Here is a 15,921-nt window from a genome sequence, read left to right as displayed (position 1 = left end):
AGCGTCGTCGATGGCGGACCGCGGACGCGGCTACTTCTTCAGGCTGCCCTGGTCTTCCTGCAGCTCGGGCTTGAACGGCACGTCCGGCGGCGGGCGCGCCCCGGCCTCCACGTCCTGCATGTTGGGATCGCTGATGCTGCAGGCGCCGCCCAGCATCAGCATCACCACCGAGCAGTTGATCGTCTTCGACGTGCCCGGGATCGGGATCAGCACCTTCTTGATGCTGCGCCTCACCCACTCCTGCAGCAGCGTCTCGTTCGGCACCCAGAACTTGTCGAAGCTGGTGGGCTCGTAATCGATGGGCGGACGCTTGAGCCAGGTGCCGTTGCGGTCGATCTTCTCGAAGTCCTCGGTCACCGTGCCCGGCGGCAGGCCGCCGCCGACCTTGCCGTCGCCGGGCAGCTTCGGGCTGCCGTCGGCGTTGAACAGACCGCCCGGCTTGCCGGCCTGGCCGCCCGGCCGATTGCGGTCCGACAGCCCCCAGTCGTCGCCGCGCTTGGGCGAAGGCAGCGCGCCCGGCGGCTGCGCCGTCTTCGGGCCCGTTCCGGCACCGGCCGCGGGCGCCTTGGCGCCGCTGCTGGCGGCGGGCTGGCCGCCGGCCGGGCGCGCGGTGGATGCGGTCGACGCCGTTCCCGTCGCCGGCGTGGCCTGCGGCTGCGCGGTCTGCGCGCCGCCCGGCTGCGGTTGCGCCGCGGGCGTGGGCGGCGTGGGCACGTCGCGCGTGGCGACGCTGCGCGAGGGCGCGTCGATCCGCGGCGTCGGCGCCGGCCGCATCGGCACGTCGCGCATCTGCACCGGCGTCAGCGGCGCCGGCACCTCGCGCACGCTCACTTCCACCGGGCGCTGCTGCAACTGCGGCGTGGCGATCGGCGTGGCCGGCACTTCGCGCGGGGTCACCGGCTGCAAGGGCGGCGGCACTTCCACCACCTGCACGCTGCGCGAGGGCAGACCGATTTCCGGCGTGCGCAGGCTCGGCTGCGGCGCCGGCACCTGCGGAGGCGGCGGCAGCACGAAGGTCTGTTCGGGCGTGGGCGTTTCGGTGACCTGGAGCGGCTGCTCGACCGGCGTCGCGGCCGGCGCCTCGGGCACCGGCGGCGAAGGCGTGGCGGCGGCCGGTGGCGTCGCCGCGGCCTGCTGCGGGGCCGGAGGCGTCGGCGAGGGCTGCCGTTCGGCCGGCGCCGCGCTCGGCGCGCGCTCGGGTGTCGGTTCGCCCTGCGCCGCGCCGCCGCCCTGCGACTGCGGCGTGCCCGTGCCGATGTACTCGACCTGGATCACGTCCTCCTCGCCTTCGCGCGCCGCTTCCTGCTCCGGCAACGCCATGAAGCGCACGTAGGCCAGGTACAGCAGGCTGAGGGCGAAGAACAGGTGCACCAGCAGGGTGACCACGCTGGCGAACACGCGCAGGCCGCGCTCGTCCTCGCTTCCGGGCTGCCATTGCTGGCGCCAGAGCGTGGTGAAGGCCTGCCATCGGTTGAGTTCGGCGCTCGCCGCCCTCGGCCGTGCCGGTTCGCGCGCCAGGAAGATGGCCAGGACCGCCTCCGCGGTGGCGCCGGTGACTGCGCCGACGCGTTCGCGCATCGCCTCGAACCAGGCCGTCCATCCGGGCGGGAATTCCCCCGGCGGCCTGGCGGCGCCTGGCAGGCGACCGCGCAGGGCTTCGATCAGTTCGGCGGAGGAAAACACCGTCCCGACCCCGCCCCGTCAGGCCGCATCCCGCCGGCCGCTCACGCCGTACCGTTCCGGGCGATGTAAGGCGCCTGCCCGGTGTCGTGGTCGGTCGCATCGCGCACCGCGGTCACGCCGGGGACGCGGGTCAGCAGGGTCTTCTCGATGCCCTGCTTCAGCGTGACGTCGGCCATCCCGCAGCCGTGGCAGCCGCCGCCGAAACGCAGCAGCACCACGCCGTCGGCGGTGACCTCCTCCACCGCGACGTTGCCGCGGTGCTGGGCGAGCTGCGGATTGATCTCGTGCTCCACCGTCCAGCGCACGCGCTCGACCAGCGAGGCCGATTCCGCGGGCGCCTCGCCCTTGATCTTGGGCGCGCGGATCTGCAGCTGTCCGCCGGTCACCTGGGTGGCGTAGTCGATCTCGGCGCCGTCCAGGAACGGCACGCTGGCCGCGTCCAGCCAGAGCGTGAAGCCCTCGCAGTCGATCGCCCATTCGTCGCCCTGCAGGTCCTGCTGTTCGGCGAACTCCAGGCGCACGTCCGCCTTCGGCGTGCCGGCATGCATCGCGGCCAGGCGCACGCCCATGCCGGGCACCGCCTCGCGCTCGATCAGTTTGCGGAAATGCGCCTGCGCGGTTTCGGAGATGTTAATCATCGTCGTATTCTAGCGGGCGACGGACATCGCGCCCGTCTCCATGGCGGTCGGATTCCGCCGCTTATGCTCGCCGTTCATTCTGCACACAGTTCGAGCCCGCTGGAGCCCCCATGTCCGAGATCGCCCAACTTGCCCAGGCCCATTGCATTCCGCGCAAAGGCGCGTCGCACCGGCTGGACGCGTCCCGGGCCAACGCATTGTTAACGCAATTGCCCGGCTGGGAGCTGGTCGAGGACGGCGCCGCCATCGCCAAGACGTTCCGCTTCCAGGACTACTACCGCACGATGTCGTTCGTGAACGCGCTGGCCCACGTCGCCAACCGCGAGGACCACCATCCCGACCTCGGCGTGCACTACGACCGTTGCGTGGTGCGCTTCTCCACGCACGATGTCGGCGGATTGAGCGAGAACGACTTCATCTGCGCGGCGAAGGCCGAGCGACTGGCCTCATGAATCGCATGCCCTCATCCACCGCAAGACGCCGCCATGCGCAGCGTGCCGCGTGGCTCGCCCTGATCGCCTGTCTCGGCGTCAGCCTGGCCTGTCCCGCGCGGGACAGGAGGCCACCGCTTCCTGGATCGGGCGATTACGGCGCCTCGGTGGACATCGCATCGAAGAACGCAAATCCGCCGGTCTATCCCGCCGAGGCGCGACAAGCGGGTATCGAAGGAACCGTGGTCATCATCGTCCGGGTCGATCGGGACGGAAAGTTCCTGCGGGCTTTCGTCGAGCGCTCCAGCAAGAATCGCCAACTCGATCAGGCCGCCCTGGAAGCGGCGCGGCATTGGCGCTATTACCCGACCATCATCAACGGCGAGCACCAGCGCGGGCGCATCCGCATCCCGGTGGATTTCAATCTGGAATAGCGGCGGTCCGCCCCGCTTTCCGTCATCGGCGCCGCGGAAAAATAATGTCCGCGCAAGACGAAGCCGCCCTCATGTTGGGCTCCCGCCGCTGTTGCGGCGATTTGGTGCGCGGCTTCACAAGCGGTCCAATACCTCGGCAAGTTCCGGCGCAAGCGGCGCGTTCAACACATAGGGCGCCTTGCCGCCATCGAGCGTGAATTCCAGCGAGGTGGCATGCAGGAACAGCCGCTTCAATCCGCTGCGCTCGCGCAGCCGCGCATTGACCGCGGCATCCCCGTACTTGTCGTCGCCGGCCACCGCATGGCCGATGTGCTGCGCATGCACGCGGATCTGGTGCGTGCGTCCCGTCTCGATGCGCACCTCGCAATAGGAGTGCCCGCCGCGCCGCTCCAGCACCCGGAAGTGGCTGAGCGAGGGCTTGCCCGTCGCGTTGACCTGCACGTGCCGCTCCCCGCCCTGGCGCAGCCCCACGTGCAGCGGCGCGTCCACGCTCATCACCCCGTCGGGCATGCGCCCGACCAGCAGCGCCAGGTAGCGCTTGGCGATGCCCGCGCCGCTGACGGCGCGATCCTCCCGCATCAGCGCCTGCAGCTCGGTCAGCGCCGAGCGCTTCTTGGCCACCACCAGCAGGCCAGAGGTGTCGCGGTCCAGGCGGTGTACCAGCTCCAGCGACTGCCCGGGACGCAGCGCACGTAGCGTCTCGATGGCGCCGAAACTGATGCCGCTGCCGCCATGGCTGGCCACCCCGGAGGGCTTGTTGATCGCCAGCAGGCGCGCGTCCTCGAAGAGGATGCTGGCTTCCATCGCCTCCAGCAGTCCCCTGGCCGGCTTGCCCTTTTCCGCAGGCTCGCCCAGGCGCACCGGCGGGATGCGCACCTCGTCCCCGCCCTGGAGACGGGTCTCGGCCTTGGCCCGGCCGCCGTTCACCCGCACCTGCCCGCTGCGCACCAGCTTGTAGATCAAGGACTTGGGCGCCCCCTTGAGCTGGCCGAGCAGGAAATTGTCGAGCCGCTGGCCTTCGCGGTCCTCGGCCACGCGGACCAGGCGAACGCCACCAGAGGATGAAGCGGGAGAAACTGAATGGGGCATCGATGCTTTTCGTCTGCTACACTCGCGACGCGAGGTAAGGTTCTGATTTCGCAGGGAGTTGCCGCCGGACGCCTGGCGACCGGCAAACATGGCAGAGGGCCGAAAGCCCGCCTCCCCGCGGATAGGTCCGCGCGACATCGCTGCCCCCGGGGCATCGATGTTACCAGCGACGGCCCATCGGCTCCGCGCCTCGTCGGATGGCTCGCCCATTCGCGCTGAACATGTCCCGCGCGGCTCAAGCCTGTCTGCCCCAAGGGCAAGGGTCCAAAGCCGCCGGCCCCGTAACAAGTTATGTAACAAGCGCTCCCGCGGCATGCCGTGGTGTTGTAGCGCTGGATGGCAAACCCGGTCGCCGCTGCGCTTGCGCGGCAGGCGACCAGGCCGATGCAACAGGCTGATTCACCAGGCCGATCCAGGCGTCACGCCCCGGCGTTGTCGCGTGCCCTGCCCCCGGGCGGGAGGAAGCGCGCGAGGACCGCAACAATGAAACGCATGCTGATCAACGCCACGCAGGCCGAAGAACTGCGCGTGGCCATCGTCGACGGACAGACCCTGTACGACATCGACATCGAGCAACCGTCCAAGGAACAGAAGAAGTCCAACATCTACAAGGGCCGCATCACCCGGCTCGAACCCTCCCTCGAGGCCGCCTTCGTCGACTACGGCGGCGAGCGCCACGGCTTCCTGCCGCTGAAGGAAATCTCCCGCGACTACTTCCAGTCCGGTGTCGACCATCACAAGGCCGGCATCCGCGAACTGCTGCGCGAGGGCCAGGAAGTGGTGGTCCAGGTCGACAAGGAAGAGCGCGGCAACAAGGGCGCCGCCCTGACCACGTTCATCTCCCTGGCCGGCCGCTACATGGTGCTGATGCCCAACTCGCCCACCGCCGGCGGCGTCTCGCGCCGCATCGAGGGCGACGACCGCGCCGCCCTGAAGGAGGCGATGGACAAGCTCAACATCCCCGACGACATGGGCGTGATCATCCGCACCGCCGGCGTCGGCCGCGACGCCGAAGAGCTGCAGTGGGACCTGGATTACCTGCTGTCGGTGTGGAAGGCCGTGGCGGACGCCGCCCTGGCCAAGCCGGCGCCGTTCCTGATCTACCAGGAATCGCGGCTGATCATCCGCGCCCTGCGCGACTACATGCGCGCCGACATCGGCGAGATCCTCGTCGACACCCCGGAGATGCACGCCGAGGCCAGGGAGTTCGTCGAGCAGGTGATGCCGCACAACCTGCGCAAGCTCAAGCACTACACCGACGACACCCCGCTGTTCAACCGCTTCCAGATCGAGTCGCAGATCGAGAGCGCCTACGAACGCACCGTGCGCCTGCCCTCCGGCGGCGCCCTGGTGATCGACCAGACCGAGGCGCTGACCGCGATCGACGTCAACTCCGCGCGCGCCACCAAGGGCGGCGACATCGAGGAAACGGCGTTCAACACCAATCTCGAGGCGGCCGAGGAAGTGGCCCGTCAGATGCGCCTGCGCGACCTGGGCGGCCTGGTGGTGATCGACTTCATCGACATGACCTCGAACAAGCACCAGCGCGAGGTCGAGAACCGCCTGCAGAACGCCCTGCGCTTCGACCGCGCGCGCGTCCAGCTCGGCCGCATCTCCAAGTTCGGCCTGATGGAAATGTCGCGCCAGCGCCTGCGCCCCAGCCTGGGCGAATCCAGCCAGATCGTCTGCCCGCGCTGCGAGGGCCACGGCCGCATGCGCAGCATCGAGTCGCTGTCGCTGTCGATCATCCGCATCGCCGAGGAGCATGCGATGAAGGACAACACCGGCCAGGTGCTGGTGCAGGCGCCGGTGGAGATCGCCAACTTCCTGCTCAACGAGAAGCGCCGCGCGCTGGCCGAGATCGAGAAGCGCCACGACGCGCCGATCCTGATCGTCGCCGACGAGCAACTGCATACTCCGCACTACGAGGTCACGCGCCTGCGCGAGAACGAGCTGGGCGAGGAAACCGCCAAGCCGAGCTACCAGCGCGGCACGCCGCGCCGTCTGGCGACCATCGCGCTGACCAAGGCCAACCTCAACGTGCCCGCCGCGCCGGCAGTGAAGAACGTCAAGCCGGCGCAGCCCGCGCCGGTCCGCGAACCGCGCCCGGCGCCGGAACCCGTGCCGGCGCCCGCCCCGGTCGCGGCCGCGCCGCTCGTTGCGCCCACCAGCGGCGGCCTGATCGGCTGGCTGAAGAACCTCTTCGGTTCCGAGCCCGCCGCGGCACCGGCCGCTGCGAGCCCGCGTCCGCAGTCCGATGCCCAGGGCACACGCGGCGAACGCGGCAACCAGCAGCGCCGCGACCAGCGCGGTGGCAAGCAGCAGGGCCGCGACCGCGATCGTGAGCGCGGCGACCGTGGCGGCGAGCGCAACCGTCGCGACGAATCGCGCGGCGGCGACGCGCGCCAGAATGCGCAGCCGCAGTCCTCCGCGCAAGGCCAGCAGCAGAAGCAGCCGCAGCAGCAAAAGCAGCAGAACAAGCCGCAACAGCAGCAGCGCCCGCAGCAGAGCCCGCAAGGCCAGCAGCAGAAGCAGCCGCAGAACACCAGGAAGCAGAACGAGGAGCCGCGCAAGGAACCGGCCGCCGCCGCTCCCGCGCCGGCGCAGCCGGCCGAGGTCCTGGAGAAGCCGTTGCCGAACGCCAACGTTGCCGAGCAGGCCGCCATCGCCACGGCCGCCGCCGAACAACCGGTGACCTCGGCCGCGGCGACCGCGGACGCCGAAGCGGCGCAGAGCGTCGCCGATCTCGATGCGCAGGCCGCCGACAAGCAGGACGGCGAGGCCGGCGGCCGTCGCCGTCGCGGACGCCGTGGCGGTCGCCGTCGCCGTCGTGGCGGCGAGACTGCCGGCATCGGCGAGACCGGCGAAGCCGGCCTGGAAATCGCCGACGAGGCCGCCGGCGACGAGCCGGCGCTGAAGATGGACCGTTCGCAGCCGGAGTTCGACTTCGACGACGAGCAGGAAGCGCCGCAGGCCGCCGCGAAGCCCACGACCGCCACCGCTGGCGGCATCGCGCCGCCTTCCGCCGCGGAGGCCGCGCCCGCGCAGGCGCCGGCTGCCGCCACGGGAGAAACCGTCCGCGTGGCCGAGGCCGTGTCCACCTCCGTCGCAAACGCGACCACGGAGCACGCCATCGCCGCCGCGCCCGCCGCCGAAGCCGAATCCCGGCCGGTCGATCCGGGCTTCGCGGCTCCGGTGGCGGAAGACACCGCCACGGCATCCGTTGCCGACACGCACGCCGTCGAAACGCCTGCCGTGGAAGCACGCACGGTCGAGGCGCTTGACTTGGAAGCGCCTGCCGTCGAGACGCCCGCCGTGAAAGCGTGGGCCGCCGAGCCCGCCGTCGTCCGGGCACCGGCCGCCGATGAAACGCTCGCCGAGCAGCAGGCGCCCGCCGCGCCGGCACCGGAGGCGCATGCGGTCCCCGCGCCGCAGCCGGCCGAACCGGAACGCAACCTCGCCGAGCACCGCATGCCCGGCCTGTTCGACATGACGCCGACGCCCGACGTGCCCGTCGCCGAGCCCGTGCTGGAAACGCCTGCCGAGCCGGTGCGCACCGTGGCCCACGAAGACGACGGCGCCAACGACGAAGGCGATCAGCCGCCGACCTCCCGCAGCGCGTAACAGCGCCGCGCAACGCCGGCCCGGGCATGCTCGGGCCGGTCGCTGCCGGACACCGCGCCTGCCGGGCGCGGAACAGGCCGGACGGAACAGGCCCAGCAGAGCAGGCCGAGCAGAAGCCGGCAATGATGGAAGCAGCCGCGCTAGAGCGGCTGCGCGGGATCGCTCAGGCCGTATTGCCCGGCCAGCCGGGCCAGTGCGATGTTGTCCTGGATCGACAGCTTGTCGAACAGGCGCGCCTTGTGCGTGTTGACGGTCTTCGCGCTCAGGCTGAGCTTCTTGGCGATGTCCTCCTGGCGCAGGCCCTGCAGCAGCAGCATCGCCACTTCCAGCTCGCGCGGAGAGAGCGTATCGAAGGGCGTGCCGTCGCCGCCGATGCCCGAAAGCGCCAGCTTCTGCGCCACGCTGCTGGCCAGGTAGCGCTTGCCGAGCGCGACATCGCGCACCGCGCGGATCAGCTCCGCCGAATCGCCGCCCTTGCCCACATAGCCGGAAGCGCCGGCCTCGATCACCCGCTTGGGGATCGGCCCGTCCTCCAGCACCGACACCACCACCACGCGCGTGCCGTGATCGCCCTTGACCACGCGCTCGGTCACCTCCATGCCGCTGACGCCCGGCAGGTGCAGGTCGCACAGCACCACGTCCGGCTTGAGCTTGCGGATCTGCGGCAGCGCGTCCTCGCCGCTGGCCGCCTCGCCGACCACCTCGATGTCGGTCTCGCCCGAGAGGATCATGCGCATCCCGGCGCGGACCAAGGCATGGTCGTCGACCAGAAATACCCGGATCGTCATCGCGTCCCCCTGCTTCCCCGATTCTTGCGAATCGCGCCCACGCACATTGTCGATATCCCCAGGTGAAGGCGAAGTCAGTGAAACGACAGGTCCAAAATCATCATCAGCACGAAGCCGAGGATCAAGCCGCCGGTGGCGAACGCCTCGTGCCCCTTGCGGTGCGATTCAGGAATGATTTCGTGGCTGATGACGAACAGCATCGCGCCCGCGGCGAACGCCAGTCCCCACGGCAGCAGCGGCAGGGAGACCCGGACCACGATCGAGCCGAGCAGCGCGCCGACCGGCTCGATCAATCCCGACGCCATGCCGATCAGCACCGCGGTCCGGCGCCGGTAGCCGGCCGCCACCAAGGCCGCGGCCACCACCAGGCCTTCGGGAATGTCCTGGATCGCGATCCCGGTCGCCAGCGCGCTGGCGCGCGATTCCTCGATGCCGGCATAGGCCACGCCGATCGCCAGCCCCTCGGGCAGGTTGTGCAGCAGGATCGCGAACACGAACAGCCAGGCGCGGCGCAGCGTGGTGATCGACTGCCATTCGCGGCCCTTGATGAAGTGCTCGTGCGGCAGGAAGCGCTCCACCGCCAGCAAGGCCAGCGCCCCGAGCAGAATGCCTCCGCCGACCACGCACCCGGCGCCGAGCGCGCTCGCCCCCTGCGCCTTGGCCGCCTCGATGCCCGGCACGATCAGCGAGAAGGCGGCCACCGCCAGCATCACGCCCGCGCCGAATCCGAACAGGCTGTCCTGCACGCGATCGGAAACCCGCTGCGGGAAGGCCACCGGCAGCGCGCCGAGCGCGGTCGCCCCGGCCGCCATCAACCCGGCCAGGAACGCCGCGAACACCGGCGCCGGATAGTCGCGCTGCAGGTGCTGCCATCCCATCTGTAGCGCGGCGAACAGGCCCAGCACCACGATCCCGAAGCCGAGCAGTCGGCGCAACGCGGCGGCGGCGGGCAGGCTCTGTGAGTGCATGCCGGCCATCACAGCACATGCCCGGCCGCCTGCCCAGCCGTTGCTTTTTCGCGCGGGACCGTCTCCGGCCGGAATCGGGTGCAATCGCGCGTGCCGAACGCGGCCCGCTTGCCGCCATGGCCGCCGCGTCCCCCGATTCGGGGCCTCAGCGCCCCATCCGGCCCCGCCTCGCCCCTGCCCGGCGCGGATTGCTTACACTGGACCGGCAACAGGGGGGAAGACCATTGAAACAGGACAAGTGCGTCACGGCACGGAAGCAGGTGAGCTATGTCTCGACCCACTTCTCGGACGGCACGGTATCGCTGGATTGCAGCTATGCCGGCGACGCGGACGTGATCGGCGACGGCTCGCCGGAGCATCCCTTGCAGGCCCTGCTCTCGCCGGAGCAGAAGATCGCCGAGGAGCTGCGCGGCGCGCTGCAGCGCGTCTCCGACGACTACGACGACCGCGGCTGCGTCGGCTGCGGGCGGATCAGCGCGCAGACCCTGGCGTTCGTGCGATTGCTGCTGGCGGTCACGCGTGGCGACGCGGCCTGAAAGCCGCGCCCGGGCTTGACGGCGCGCCATGGACAAGGGCAGTCGCGCAGGGGCGGTCACGGCGGAATCGCGTTCGCCGGCGTCCGCATGTCGAGCGCGACGATGGCATCGATGACAACCGCGCCCCGCAAGGCCATGGCGAGCTGCATTCGCTTCAAACCGTGACGCCTTGACGCCCATGCGCTCGACCCTTGGCCCAGCATTTCGCATACTCCAGCCCATGCGGACATTGCACTGACGGTCGAGCTGCGGATGCGAAGGATGCTCCCAGAACGCACAACCGGACCGGCGATCGCGGCCATCGCCTATCCGGCCCTGCATGCGCTGTCGATCTGGGCGTTTCCGCAGGCCGGCCGTTCGCTCTCCTTCACCTTCCTGATTTGCGCGCCGTTGCTGGCCGCTGCCGCCTGCATGCGGCAAGGCCGGCATCCCGAAGCGCTTCGGGGCAAGTGGAACATGCTCGCGTTCGGCCTGCTGCTGTGGGCGGGCGGCATGACCGGCACCATGGTGGACGAGCTGTTCCGCGCCATGCCCGACGCCTCGACCTCGATCAGCCTGCTGCTGTACGTCGTCTACGGCGTGCCCCTCACCTACGCGCTCGCCAGCGACGCGGGCGAGGATCGCATCGTGCGCGGCATCGACGCGCTGCTGGCGGTCGTCCTGGGCGCCCTGTTCACCGTGCACACGCTGACCTTCTCGACGCTGCAGGGCTCCGACGAGAGCGGCGTCGAGCAGTTGCGGCTGATGTTCGACATCGAGAACGTCTTCATCGCCCTCTTCGCATCGATCCGATGGATCGCGGCGGACGAACCGGCCACCCGCAGATTCTTCCGGATCATGTGCAGGTTCGCCCTCGTCTACATGATCGTGGCCGCCTTCATCAACCACTTCGACGTCTCGTCCTACGGCCAGATGCCGGACGTGCTGATCGGCATCCCGTTCGTCCTGCTCGCCTTCGACGCGCTTCGGCCCGCGCGGCCGGAGCGGATTCCCGCCGCGCCGTCGAGGCTGGCCAAGCTGGTCGACACGGCCAGCCCGCTGATCCTTCCCGTGGCGCTGCTGATCGTCGCGGCGAAGGTCGCCCCCTACGACCTGCCGCTGGCCGCCGCCGGCTTCTTCACCGCCATGATCGGCTACGGCGCCCGCAGCGTCCGCATCCAGCTGCGCGACTCCCGGGAGCGGGAATACCTGGGCGAGCTGACCCGCGTCGACGCGTTGACCGGCCTGGCGAACCGCCGGCGGTTCGACGACGCATTGCGCGCGGAATGGAGCCGCATCCGCCGCGGCGTGGAGTGGCTCTCGCTGATCCTGATCGACATCGACCATTTCAAGCAGCTCAACGACCGCTGGGGACACCAGGCCGGCGACGCGGGCATCCGCCTGGTGGGCCTGACCCTCCTCGCCCATGCCAAGCGCAGCGGCGACCTCGTCGCCAGATACGGCGGCGAGGAATTCGCGGTGATCCTTCCCGGCACGTCGCCGGAGCAGGCCGTGCAGATCGCCAACGCCATGCGCGAGGCGGTGGAACGCATCGAGCGGATCTCGGAGGAGTTCCCGGTCGGCATGACCATCAGCGCCGGCGTCGGCTCGATCCACCAGTCCTCACAGGGCACGATCGCGTCGTTGCTGCAGGCGGCCGACGAGGCGCTGTACCGGGCCAAGGATGCCGGCCGCAACCGCGTGCAGCTTGCGGACTGGACGCACGACGATTCGTGACACGCGATGATCCATGCTTGCGCAATGCAGCATGCATCATCGCCGGGCGGCGGCGCAGAATCGAACCGCCATGCAGGCACGCATGGCTCTCACAACGCACACAGGATGTCGACCATGAATGCGCATTCGCTTCGCTTGTTCGCTCTCGCCCCTTCCCTGCTGATCGCCTTGGCCCCGCTCGCAGCCGACGCGTCGCAGGATCCCCCGCCCACTTCCTACTACTGCCCGACGGACGGCTCGTACTGGGACAGCCAGCAGGCCTGCTACGCGTACTGCAGGCGTCCCTGCTATGCGGCGATTCCGCCCGTCGAGGCCAGGACGAGAGGCGTCGCGCCCTCGCACACAGCAATGGCGTCCACGCGCCCGCTCACGGCGGAGCAATTGCGCGAGATCTCGACCGCGCTCGCCGCCCGATAGGCGCCCGCGCAGCCTCTGGCCGCCCATTCGCATGTCGGCAAGGCCGGAGGCTGCGGACACCGGACTTCGGCTAATGGATTTGCCGCGCCGCTGCATCGAGCGATGCGCAGCGCCCTGCCTCTCCGCACAGGACCACGTCCATCGAGAGCGATAGTTTCCGCGGCGACCTGCTAGGCGCTATGGCTGAGGGCACCACGACTGACAGCGCAGACGACAGGCCGGGCAATGCCCGGTCTTTTTATTGCTTCTGATTTGGCCTATCCCTATGATCTCATCGCGCACGGAGCACTTACCAAGGATATAGGTCGATGATACGGGCAACGATTCTATTGATCGCAGCGCTATGCGTAGCGCCGATCGCTACGGCTAACACGAGATGCGAAGAAAGAACTATCGCAGACCATCATGCAAAGATATGCATGACCGATCCGGGGGCGTTCAAGCATTACGCTTTTTCGCTCGAAGTGGACGGGCAAGCGATCTTCTCGTTAGTCGATGATTACGCAGAGAATATTTCGCTTGTGCATACCGTGCCCGATGGCTTGGCATTGGAGTTGCCACTGTCTCAGCAGGATACAAAAACGGTGACGATTTCAGGCGGGTGCGTTCCCGTAGTGAGTGACCGTGGGACCGAGGTTGTCCGTCAATGCGATTTCACCTGGGGCAAGATCAAGATCATCGATGGCGTCAAGTTCACGCATTAGACTGATCCATGCCAGGCAAGCCCCCTAAACCACGGGCATTCATATGCAAGTCTGGCGGAGAGAGTGGGATTCGAACCCACGGAAGGTTTGACCCTTCGCCGGTTTTCAAGACCGGTGCCTTAAACCGCTCGGCCATCTCTCCGTAAACCGTTCGGGGCGTTCGTTCGACGCCCTGCCCGCGGCGGCCCTCCCCGGCCGGCGCGATTCCTGCCCTGCCCCTCGCCGAGGGACGCGGCCCGGGCCTCAGGCCCGCTCAGCGTATTGTGGCATGCGGATTGTCACCGGCCGGCTTGCGTCCCGCGCCGTTGGCGGGCGCGGCCTTGCCGGTGGAGGACGACTTGCCCTTGCAGTTCTGGCAGTTCAGGCGCGACTCCTCGATCAGCGGCGGCAGCTTCTCGGCCAGGTAATCGATGAATACGCGCACCGCCGGCAGCAGGCCGCGGCGCGAGGCGAACACGACGTGGGCGATGCCCTGCGGCAGGCGCCAGTCGGGCAGCACCACTTCCAGCTCGCCGCTGCGCACGGCTTCCGCGCACAGGGTCTCCGGCAGCATGGTGATGCCCAGGCCCTGCTTGGCCAGCGCCATCAGCATCGGGAAGTCGAAGCCGGACACGCGCGGCTTGAGCTCCACGCGGCGGATCTCGCCGTCCTTGCCCTGCAGCTCCCAGCGCTGACGGACCTCGTCCTCGCTCATGCTCAGGGTGAGATGGTCGTGCAATTCCTCCGGCTGCGTCGGGCGGCCGGCGCGGTCGAGGTACTTCGGGCTGGCCACCAGCAGTTCCTGGATCTGGCCGAAGCTGCGCATGACCAGGCTGCCGTCGTCGTCGAGCTTGGCGCGCACGCGGATGGCGACGTCGAAGCCCTCGTTGATGACGTCGACGCGGCGGTTGCTGACGTGCATCTGCACTCGCACCTGCGGGTACTTGGCCAGAAACTCCGGCAGGATCAGCGGCATCGACTGCTGCGCGATCCCCACCGGCACGCTGACCCGCACCACCCCGCGTGGCTCGGCGCTGAGACGATCGACCACTTCGCGCGCGGCGGTGGCCTCGGCCAGCATCGACTGGGCGTGGCGGTGCACGCTCTGTCCGACGTCGGTGACCGCGAAGCGGCGCGTGGAGCGCTGCAGCAGGCGCACGCCGAGCTCGTTCTCCAGCTGGCTGATGCGCCGGCTCAGGCGCGACTTGGGGATGCCGAGGGTGCGCTCTGCGGCGGCGAAACCGCCGTGATCGACGACCATGGCGAAGTAATAGAGGTCGTTGAGGTCCTGCATGGCAATAATTCCATTGTCGGAACAATGCCGTTTATTTGAACACTTTTATTCCATGAAGGCAACAAGAACCAGGGCCGGCGCAGGCTTTGGCGGGGGCATTTCGCATCAATTCAGGGGGGGCCTCGAGCAGGCCGCCGCTCGTCCCGCCGTCGCGCGCCAGGCCCGCTATCGCGGGAATGCCGGCGCCAGCCGGCCGCCCGGGATGCCCGGCGTCGAGGGGACGGATTCAGGCGATGTGGTCGGCGCCGCCCATGTAGGGGCGGAGCGCTTCCGGCACCAGGATCGAGCCGTCGGCCTGCTGGTAGTTCTCCATCACCGCGATCAGGGCGCGGCCCACGGCCACGCCCGAGCCGTTGAGGGTATGCACCAGCTCCGGCTTGCCGCCGTCGGGATTGCGCCAGCGCGCCTGCATGCGCCGCGCCTGGAAATCGCCGCAGTTCGAACACGAGGAAATCTCGCGATAGGTGTCCTGCGACGGCAGCCAGACCTCCAGGTCGTAGGTCTTGCGCGCGGCGAAGCCCATGTCGCCGGTGCACAGCAGGACGCGGCGGTACGGCAGGCCCAGCTTCTCCAGCACCACCTCGGCACAGCGCGTCATGCGCTCGTGCTCGGCCTCGCTCTCCTCGGGCCTGGCGATCGTCACCAGCTCGACCTTTTCGAACTGGTGCTGGCGGATCATGCCGCGGGTGTCGCGGCCGTGGCTGCCGGCCTCGGCGCGGAAGCACATCGAATGCGCGGTCATGCGCAGCGGCAGGCGCGCGGCTTCGAGGATCTCGTCGCGCGCGATGTTGGTGAGCGGGACCTCGCTGGTGGGGATCAGGTAGTAGTCCAGTTCCCACCCGCCCGCGGGCGAGGCGTTTCCTTCCGGCGACGCGTCCGTGTCCGGCCGCGCGTCCTCGTGATGCCAGATCTGGAACAGGTCTTCCTCGAACTTCGGCAACTGCCCGGTGCCGCGCATCGAATCGGCGTTGACCAGCAGCGGCACGTTGGTTTCCTCGTAGCCGTGCTCGCCGGTGTGCAGGTCGAGCATGAATTGCGCCAGCGCGCGGTGCAGCCGTGCCAGCGGGCCGCGCAGCACGGTGAAGCGCGCGCCGCTGAGCTTGGCCGCGGTATCGCCGTCGAGCCAGCCGTTGCGGGCGCCGAGCTCGACGTGGTCCCTGACCTGGAAATCGAATGCGCGCGGCGTGCCCCAGCGATGCTGCTCGACGTTGTCGTGCTCGTCCTTGCCGGCCGGCACCGAGTCGTCCGGCAGGTTGGGAATGCCGAGCGAGATCGCCTCCAGCGCGTGGCGGATGCGTTCGAGCTCGACCTCGGAGGCCTTCAGCTCGTCGCCGAACCCGGCCACCTCGGCCAGCAGCGCCGCGACGTCCTCGCCCTTGGCCTTGGCCTGGCCGATGGCCTTGCTGCGGGTGTTGCGCAGGTTCTGCAGTTCCTGGGTGCGCACCTGGATGCGCTTGCGCTCGGCCTCCAGCGCCTGCAGGGAATCGGCGTCCAATGCATAGCCGCGCGAGGCACGCAGGCGCTCGGCGAGCGCGGCGGGATCTTGGCGCAGGAGGACGGGATCGAGCATGGCGACAGTGGCGGCAGCGGAAGAATCGTGGATTATCGCGTGTTGTCGCG

Annotated in this window: 14 protein-coding genes and 1 tRNA gene; 7 read left to right on the top strand and 8 right to left on the bottom strand. The window is 69.3% G+C overall.

The genetic code is table 11. The features are described 5' to 3' along the window. Positions 1-30 precede the first annotated feature (30 nt). Positions 31-1,683 (bottom strand): hypothetical protein, encoded by a 1,653-nt coding sequence (locus MD221_RS02000; RefSeq protein WP_242107429.1) that lies wholly within the window; start codon positions 1,681-1,683, stop codon positions 31-33. 41 nt (positions 1,684-1,724) lie between these two features. Then, on the bottom strand, positions 1,725-2,321 hold the full coding sequence (locus tag MD221_RS01995; RefSeq protein ID WP_242107428.1) for an NfuA family Fe-S biogenesis protein: 597 nt from the start codon (positions 2,319-2,321) through the stop codon (positions 1,725-1,727). 110 nt (positions 2,322-2,431) lie between these two features. On the opposite strand from MD221_RS01995, the gene MD221_RS01990 reads away from it, so the two are divergent. After that, the gene (locus MD221_RS01990) at positions 2,432-2,773 is read left to right on the top strand and encodes a 4a-hydroxytetrahydrobiopterin dehydratase (protein WP_242107426.1); all 342 of its coding nucleotides are present in this window, start codon (positions 2,432-2,434) and stop codon (positions 2,771-2,773) included. A gap of 5 nt (positions 2,774-2,778) precedes the next feature. Further along, a complete protein-coding gene (locus tag MD221_RS01985) occupies positions 2,779-3,186 on the top strand; it encodes an energy transducer TonB (RefSeq protein WP_242107424.1) in 408 nt (135 codons plus the stop codon). Positions 3,187-3,300: 114 nt separating this feature from the next. On the opposite strand, the gene MD221_RS01980 is transcribed toward MD221_RS01985, so the two are convergent. Beyond that, positions 3,301-4,275, bottom strand: coding sequence for an RluA family pseudouridine synthase (locus MD221_RS01980; RefSeq protein ID WP_242107423.1), 975 nt, complete (start codon positions 4,273-4,275; stop codon positions 3,301-3,303). A gap of 483 nt (positions 4,276-4,758) precedes the next feature. Between MD221_RS01980 and rne the strand changes: the two genes are divergently transcribed. Then, a complete protein-coding gene (gene rne / locus MD221_RS01975) occupies positions 4,759-7,899 on the top strand; it encodes a ribonuclease E (protein ID WP_242107422.1) in 3,141 nt (1,046 codons plus the stop codon). 140 nt (positions 7,900-8,039) lie between these two features. Here the strand turns inward: rne and MD221_RS01970 are convergent, their stop codons facing one another. Both MD221_RS01970 and MD221_RS01965 read right to left on the bottom strand, forming a co-directional pair. After that, positions 8,040-8,687, bottom strand: a complete 648-nt coding sequence (locus MD221_RS01970; RefSeq protein ID WP_242107421.1) for a response regulator — start codon at positions 8,685-8,687, stop codon at positions 8,040-8,042. A gap of 74 nt (positions 8,688-8,761) precedes the next feature. After that, positions 8,762-9,655, bottom strand: coding sequence for a ZIP family metal transporter (locus tag MD221_RS01965; RefSeq protein ID WP_242107420.1), 894 nt, complete (start codon positions 9,653-9,655; stop codon positions 8,762-8,764). 224 nt (positions 9,656-9,879) lie between these two features. On the opposite strand from MD221_RS01965, the gene MD221_RS01960 reads away from it, so the two are divergent. The 4 genes from MD221_RS01960 (at position 9,880) to MD221_RS01945 (ending at position 13,028) form a co-directional block, all read left to right on the top strand. Then, on the top strand, positions 9,880-10,191 hold the full coding sequence (locus MD221_RS01960; RefSeq protein WP_242107419.1) for a hypothetical protein: 312 nt from the start codon (positions 9,880-9,882) through the stop codon (positions 10,189-10,191). 261 nt (positions 10,192-10,452) lie between these two features. Continuing rightward, a complete protein-coding gene (locus MD221_RS01955; RefSeq protein ID WP_242107418.1) occupies positions 10,453-11,907 on the top strand; it encodes a GGDEF domain-containing protein in 1,455 nt (484 codons plus the stop codon). 114 nt (positions 11,908-12,021) lie between these two features. Beyond that, positions 12,022-12,324: a hypothetical protein gene (locus MD221_RS01950; protein WP_242107416.1), complete on the top strand. Its 303-nt coding sequence runs from the start codon at positions 12,022-12,024 to the stop codon at positions 12,322-12,324. Positions 12,325-12,743: 419 nt separating this feature from the next. Continuing rightward, positions 12,744-13,028, top strand: coding sequence for a hypothetical protein (locus tag MD221_RS01945; protein ID WP_242107415.1), 285 nt, complete (start codon positions 12,744-12,746; stop codon positions 13,026-13,028). 52 nt (positions 13,029-13,080) lie between these two features. Here the strand turns inward: MD221_RS01945 and MD221_RS01940 are convergent. The 3 genes from MD221_RS01940 to serS all read right to left on the bottom strand — a co-directional run bounded on the left by MD221_RS01940 (position 13,081) and on the right by serS (position 15,871). Continuing rightward, positions 13,081-13,170 (bottom strand) — tRNA-Ser (locus MD221_RS01940). Between the two features lie 111 nt (positions 13,171-13,281). Beyond that, positions 13,282-14,301: a LysR family transcriptional regulator gene (locus tag MD221_RS01935; RefSeq protein ID WP_242107414.1), complete on the bottom strand. Its 1,020-nt coding sequence runs from the start codon at positions 14,299-14,301 to the stop codon at positions 13,282-13,284. A 226-nt stretch (positions 14,302-14,527) separates the two neighbouring features. Next, a complete protein-coding gene (gene serS, locus MD221_RS01930; protein WP_242107413.1) occupies positions 14,528-15,871 on the bottom strand; it encodes a serine--tRNA ligase in 1,344 nt (447 codons plus the stop codon). Between the last annotated feature and the right edge of the window lie 50 nt (positions 15,872-15,921).

The organism is Luteimonas aquatica (genome assembly GCF_022662575.1).
Classification (GTDB): Bacteria; Pseudomonadota; Gammaproteobacteria; order Xanthomonadales; family Xanthomonadaceae; genus Luteimonas; species Luteimonas aquatica.
The sequence above is the reverse complement of the archived record's forward strand: the minus strand, read 5'-3'. Positions and strand labels throughout refer to the sequence as shown.